The following is a 4,930-nucleotide window of genomic DNA, read 5'->3' as shown; positions in this document are numbered from 1 at the left end:
ACCGGCAAGCCCTTCATCGCGATCAACCATCTCGAGGCGCATGCGCTGACCGCGCGCCTCACCGACGATCTCGCCTTCCCCTATCTGCTGCTGCTCGTCTCCGGCGGCCATACCCAGTTGCTCGCCGTGCGCGGCGTCGGCGATTATCTCAAGCTCGGCGGCACGATCGACGACGCCGTCGGCGAGGCCTTCGACAAGATCGCCAAGATGTTGGCCCTGCCCTATCCCGGCGGCCCCTCGGTGGAGCGCGAGGCGCTGAAGGGCGATCCCGAGCGCTTCGATTTCCCACGCCCGCTGCAGGGAAGGCCGAGCCCGGATTTCTCGCTCTCCGGCCTCAAGACCGCCGTGCGCCTCGTCGCCGAGCGGATCGCGCCGTTGTCCGACAACGACGTCGCCGATCTCTGCGCCTCCTTCCAGGCCGCCGTCGTCGACGTGATGGTCGACCGCACCCGCGCGGGCCTGCGCGCCTGTCGCGAAGCGGGCATCAGCCCCTCGACGCTCGTCGTCGCCGGCGGCGTCGCCGCGAACCAGGCGATCCGCAGCGGGCTCAGCCGCCTGGCCACCGAGGCCGGCTTGCCGATGGTCGCCCCGCCCTTGGCGCTCTGCGGCGACAACGGCGCGATGATCGCCTGGGCCGGCCTGGAACGTCTCAGGCTGGGCCTCGTCGATGACATGAGCGCGGTCGCGCGCCCACGCTGGCCGCTGGACGAGCTCTCGGTCGCGCCGTCGACTGCCGCATGAGCCCCCGCGCCGCCTATCGGAGCGTCGGCGTCGTCGGAGCGGGCTCATACGGAACGGCCCTGGCGCTCGCCGCGGCCCGCGCCGGGCGCGAGGTGCGGCTTTGGGCCCGCGATGCCGCGACCATCGAGGCAATCGCGCGGACACGGCAGGCGCCGAAGCTTCCTGACACCGACCTGCCCGAGAGCATCCGTGCGACCAGCACCCTCTCGGATCTCGCCGATTGTGACACCCTGATCGTCGCGGTGCCGACACAGGCTCTTCGGTCAGCCTGCCAAAGCCTCGCCGAAGCACTGCCGCCGCGCGCGCCGGTCATCTCCGCTGCCAAGGGCATCGAGCAGGCCAGCGGCCGTTTCGCGACCGAGATCATCGGAGACGCCTGGCCAGACGCAACCGCCGCGATCCTCTCCGGCCCCAGCTTCGCCGCCGATATCGGGCGCGGGCTGCCGACTGCCGTGACGCTCGCAGCGGGCGATCCCGATCTGGCGCAGGCCCTGGCCGAGGCTCTGAGTTCCCCGGCTTTCCGCATCTATCATTCCGCCGACATTCGCGGCGTCGAGATCGGCGGCGCGGCCAAGAACGTGCTCGCCATCGCGGCCGGCATCACGGTCGGGCTCGGGCTTGGCGAAAGCGCCCGCGCCGCTCTGGTGGCGCGCGGCTTCGCCGAGTTGCGCCGCTTCGGTGAAGCTTATGGCGCCGATGCGGAAACGCTGATGGGTCTCTCCGGCCTCGGCGATGTCGTGCTGAGCTGCGCCTCGCCGCAATCGCGCAATTTCTCTTACGGACTGTCGCTCGGCCAGGGCCGAAGCCCGTCCGAGGCCGCCGGCGGCAAGCTGGCGGAAGGCGCCTTCACGGCCCCGATCCTTGCCGAGATGGCGCGGACGAAAGCCGTGGAGACCCCGATCGCCGAGGCCGTGGCGGCGATCATCGCCGGCGATGTCGGCGTGCGCGACGCCGTTGCTATGCTGCTGGCACGGCCGATCCGGGCGGAGTGAGGGAAGAGAGCATGGCGGGAGACTGGTCCGACCTGACGAAGCGCGTCGCGCGCGGCATCGCCGAGGTCAAGAAGACGACGGGCTCCGAGCTCGTCGCCGAGAGCGGCCCGGTGCCGCTGGCCGGCCGCATCGCCGGTCCGGTGATCCAGCACCGCAAGCGTCGTGCGGAGGGCACGCATCGCTTCGTGCTGATCCTGCCTTTCGGCGAGGGCGAGGTCCGCGTCGAGCTCGACCCCAGGGATTATGCCGCGCTGACCCGCGAGATGGTGCGGTTCTGGAACGAACAGGGCGAGGCGGCCTCGCAGCCGCCGGTGCCGCTCAAGGAGGACGAGGCCTGATGGCTCACTGGCTGATCAAATCCGAACCGTCGAAATGGTCCTGGGACCAGCAGATTGCCGCCGGCGCGAAGGGCACGCATTGGGATGGGGTGAAGAACCACACCGCCAAGCTCAACCTGATGGCGATGAAGAAGGGCGACCAGGTCTTCTTCTACCATTCCAACGAGGGGCTCGAAGTCGTCGGCATCGTCGAGGTCATCCGGGAAGCCTATCCCTGGGAAGATGCCGGGCCGCCTTGGGTCCTCGTCGACTTCAAAGGGGTGAAGCCGCTGCCGAAGCCGGTCTCCCTTGCCGCGGTCAAGGCCGAGCCGAAGCTCGCCAAGATGTCGCTCGTCACCTCCTTCCGCCTCTCGGTCCAGCCGGTTACGGACGAGGAATGGGACATCGTCTGCAAGATGGGCGGGCTCTAAAGCATTTTCGAGCGAAGTGGACACCGGTTCGCGTGAAGAAAATGCGATAGAATAAAGAATAAGAGCATTTTCGCGATTCGGAGAAACGCCGAAATGCTCTGAACGCTCAAGCCTGATAGTAACCGGCGAAAAGCGGGTAATCCGCCAGCGCGCGCGGCCGATAGGGCAGCATCTCCTGGAGGATCGGCACGGCCGCAGCCTGCAGGCGCGGCTCGACTGCAGGCGCCATCCGCGCCGGCTGCGGCTGGAAGCCGTTCAGCACGAAATCCTCCCGCGTGCCCTCGCTCCACGGCAGCCAGGAGGTCTTGCGCTCGTCATGCTGCTGGCCGAGGGCGTCCGGCCGCAACTCCGCGATCAGTCCCGGCTCGACGATGAGCGGATGCGCGATGGCCTGCGCCTCCGCGATCATCCAGCCGAGCGACAGGTCGGAGAGCCCCATTTTCAGGCCGTAGCCGCCGCCGATATCGGTATGAACCCCGGCGAACCAAACCTGCCTGATCTGCCCGGGTGGCGCCCCGTTTTCGTCCCAGAGCTCGAGTGCGAAGACCTGCCGGTTCTCGTCGATGGCCAGCGCATGCCGGCCATGGGCGACCTGCCGGTTGAGGGTCGCATCATGGAACTTGTGGCGGCCCGGCAGGCTGCCGATGCCCGGGAGCCCGAGCGCCCTGACCGTATCCCAGACCCCGACGAAGAAGGGCGGCGCCGGCTGCGTGCCGTGACGCTGGCGGAATGCCGCCGCAGCCTCGGCCCGGGCAGCCGCATCCTGGACCATGTAGACGTCCTTGACCGCGCTCGCAGCGAGCGCCCGCACCTCGTCCGTTTTGATCGCATCGCTGAACCCGTCCCAGCGCGTCACCCGTGCGAAGCCGCCCGGCACGCCGCAAAGCGCCAGCACCCCACCGAGACTGCGGACGGTATAGGCGCCGCGGCTGAAACCGAACAGGAAGATCCGATCCCCCGGCCTGTACGCGCAGAGCAGCGCCGCATAGCAGTCGATGATGTTGTCGGTGATGCCATAGCCGGTCGCCTGGGCGAGCAGGTCCTTGACGCGCCGGAAGGGTCCGCGAATCTCGCCCTCGTCCGGATTGGAGCCGAGGCCGGGATCGTAGAAGCAGATTTGCTCGGCGCCATCAGCCTCGCGCGTCGCCATGAACAGGCGATAGACATTCGTCCAGTTGATCGGGTTGGCGCCGCCGGCCTGTCCCGTCCCATCCGAGAAGATGCCGATATTGCGCGCCATGACGCCTCCCAGGGCCCTATCCTACCATTGGATGAGGCGAACCGGGGATGTTTTGGCGCTGCGCCATGCCCAAAACGCCTGCCCCTGCCACGAAAGTGCGATGCACAATGGGTTGCCGCGCCGCGCGCGCATCCTATGATGCGTCGAAATCGAAGAAGCGACGTCCGCCGCGCCTATCCATGAGGCGGACCAGCGCAACACAGACGGTCCAAGTCTGGGGAGACGCCCGAATGTCCGAGATCATCTACGACGTCCCGACCTCCTGGTCGAAGAAGGCCTGGGCGACCGACGCCAAGTACAAGAAGATGTACGCGGCCTCGATCAAGGACCCGGACAAGTTCTGGGGTGAGCACGGGCAGCGGATCGACTGGTTCAAGCCCTATACCAAGGTCAGGAACGCCAGCTTCAAGCCGGGCAAGGTCTCGATCAAATGGTTCGAGGACGGCACCACCAACGTCGCTCATAACTGCATCGACCGGCATCTCGCGACCCGCGCCAAGCAGACGGCGATCATCTGGGAGGGCGACGACCCCTCCGAGTCGAAGAAGATCACCTACGGCCAGCTCTATACCGAGGTCTGCAAGTTCGCGAACGTCCTCAAGGCAAACGGCGTCAAGAAGGGCGACCGCGTCACCATCTACCTGCCGATGATCCCGGAGGCGGCCTACGCGATGCTCGCCTGCGCCCGCATCGGCGCGATCCATTCGGTGGTCTTCGGCGGCTTCTCGCCGGATTCACTGGCGAGCCGCATCGAGGATTCCGATTCGAAGATCGTGATCACCGCCGATGAAGGCCTGCGCGGCGGGCGCGCCGTGCCGCTCAAGAAGAATGTCGATACCGCCGACGACAAGGTGAAGGGCGGCATCGGCACCGTCATCGTCGTCAAGCGCACCGGCGGCAACGTCACCATGAAGGAAGGCCGCGATCTCTGGTACCATGACGAGGCTGCCAAGGTCTCCGGCCATTGCCCGCCGACCGAGATGAAGGCGGAGGACCCGCTCTTCCTGCTCTACACTTCCGGCTCGACCGGCAAGCCGAAGGGCGTGCTCCACACCTCCGCCGGTTATCTCGTCTATGCCTCGATCACCCACCAGTACGTCTTCGACTACCATGACGGCGACATCTACTGGTGCACAGCGGACGTGGGCTGGGTCACCGGCCACAGCTACATCCTCTACGGGCCGCTCGCCAACGGCGCGACCACGCTGA

At 67.2% G+C, this 4,930-nt stretch carries 6 protein-coding genes; 5 read left to right on the top strand and 1 reads right to left on the bottom strand.

The window, feature by feature from the left end:
- The 4 genes from Q0Q36_RS24920 to Q0Q36_RS24905 form a co-directional block, all read left to right on the top strand.
- Positions 1 to 741: tRNA (adenosine(37)-N6)-threonylcarbamoyltransferase complex transferase subunit TsaD (locus tag Q0Q36_RS24920; protein ID WP_293802562.1), on the top strand; the 741-nt coding region annotated here is incomplete at its 5' end.
- Complete coding sequence (locus Q0Q36_RS24915) at positions 738 to 1,733, top strand: NAD(P)H-dependent glycerol-3-phosphate dehydrogenase (protein ID WP_293802561.1); 996 nt, start codon at positions 738 to 740, stop codon at positions 1,731 to 1,733. The genes Q0Q36_RS24920 and Q0Q36_RS24915, both read left to right, overlap by 4 nt.
- A gap of 11 nt (positions 1,734 to 1,744) precedes the next feature.
- A complete protein-coding gene (locus Q0Q36_RS24910) occupies positions 1,745 to 2,071 on the top strand; it encodes a hypothetical protein (RefSeq protein ID WP_293802559.1) in 327 nt (108 codons plus the stop codon).
- Positions 2,071 to 2,481, top strand: a complete 411-nt coding sequence (locus tag Q0Q36_RS24905) for an EVE domain-containing protein (RefSeq protein WP_293802557.1) — start codon at positions 2,071 to 2,073, stop codon at positions 2,479 to 2,481. Before Q0Q36_RS24910 ends, Q0Q36_RS24905 begins: the two co-directional genes overlap by 1 nt.
- A gap of 106 nt (positions 2,482 to 2,587) precedes the next feature.
- On the opposite strand, the gene Q0Q36_RS24900 is transcribed toward Q0Q36_RS24905, so the two are convergent.
- Positions 2,588 to 3,721, bottom strand: coding sequence for a DUF2235 domain-containing protein (locus Q0Q36_RS24900; RefSeq protein ID WP_293802555.1), 1,134 nt, complete (start codon positions 3,719 to 3,721; stop codon positions 2,588 to 2,590).
- A 230-nt stretch (positions 3,722 to 3,951) separates the two neighbouring features.
- On the opposite strand from Q0Q36_RS24900, the gene Q0Q36_RS24895 reads away from it, so the two are divergent.
- Positions 3,952 to 4,930, top strand: a 979-nt coding sequence (locus tag Q0Q36_RS24895; protein ID WP_293802553.1) for an AMP-binding protein, incomplete at its 3' end; no start/stop codon positions are given.

The organism is uncultured Allobosea sp. (assembly GCF_945957345.1).
Classification (GTDB): domain Bacteria; phylum Pseudomonadota; class Alphaproteobacteria; order Rhizobiales; family Beijerinckiaceae; genus Allobosea.
This window is presented reverse-complemented; position numbering and strand designations above follow the sequence as displayed.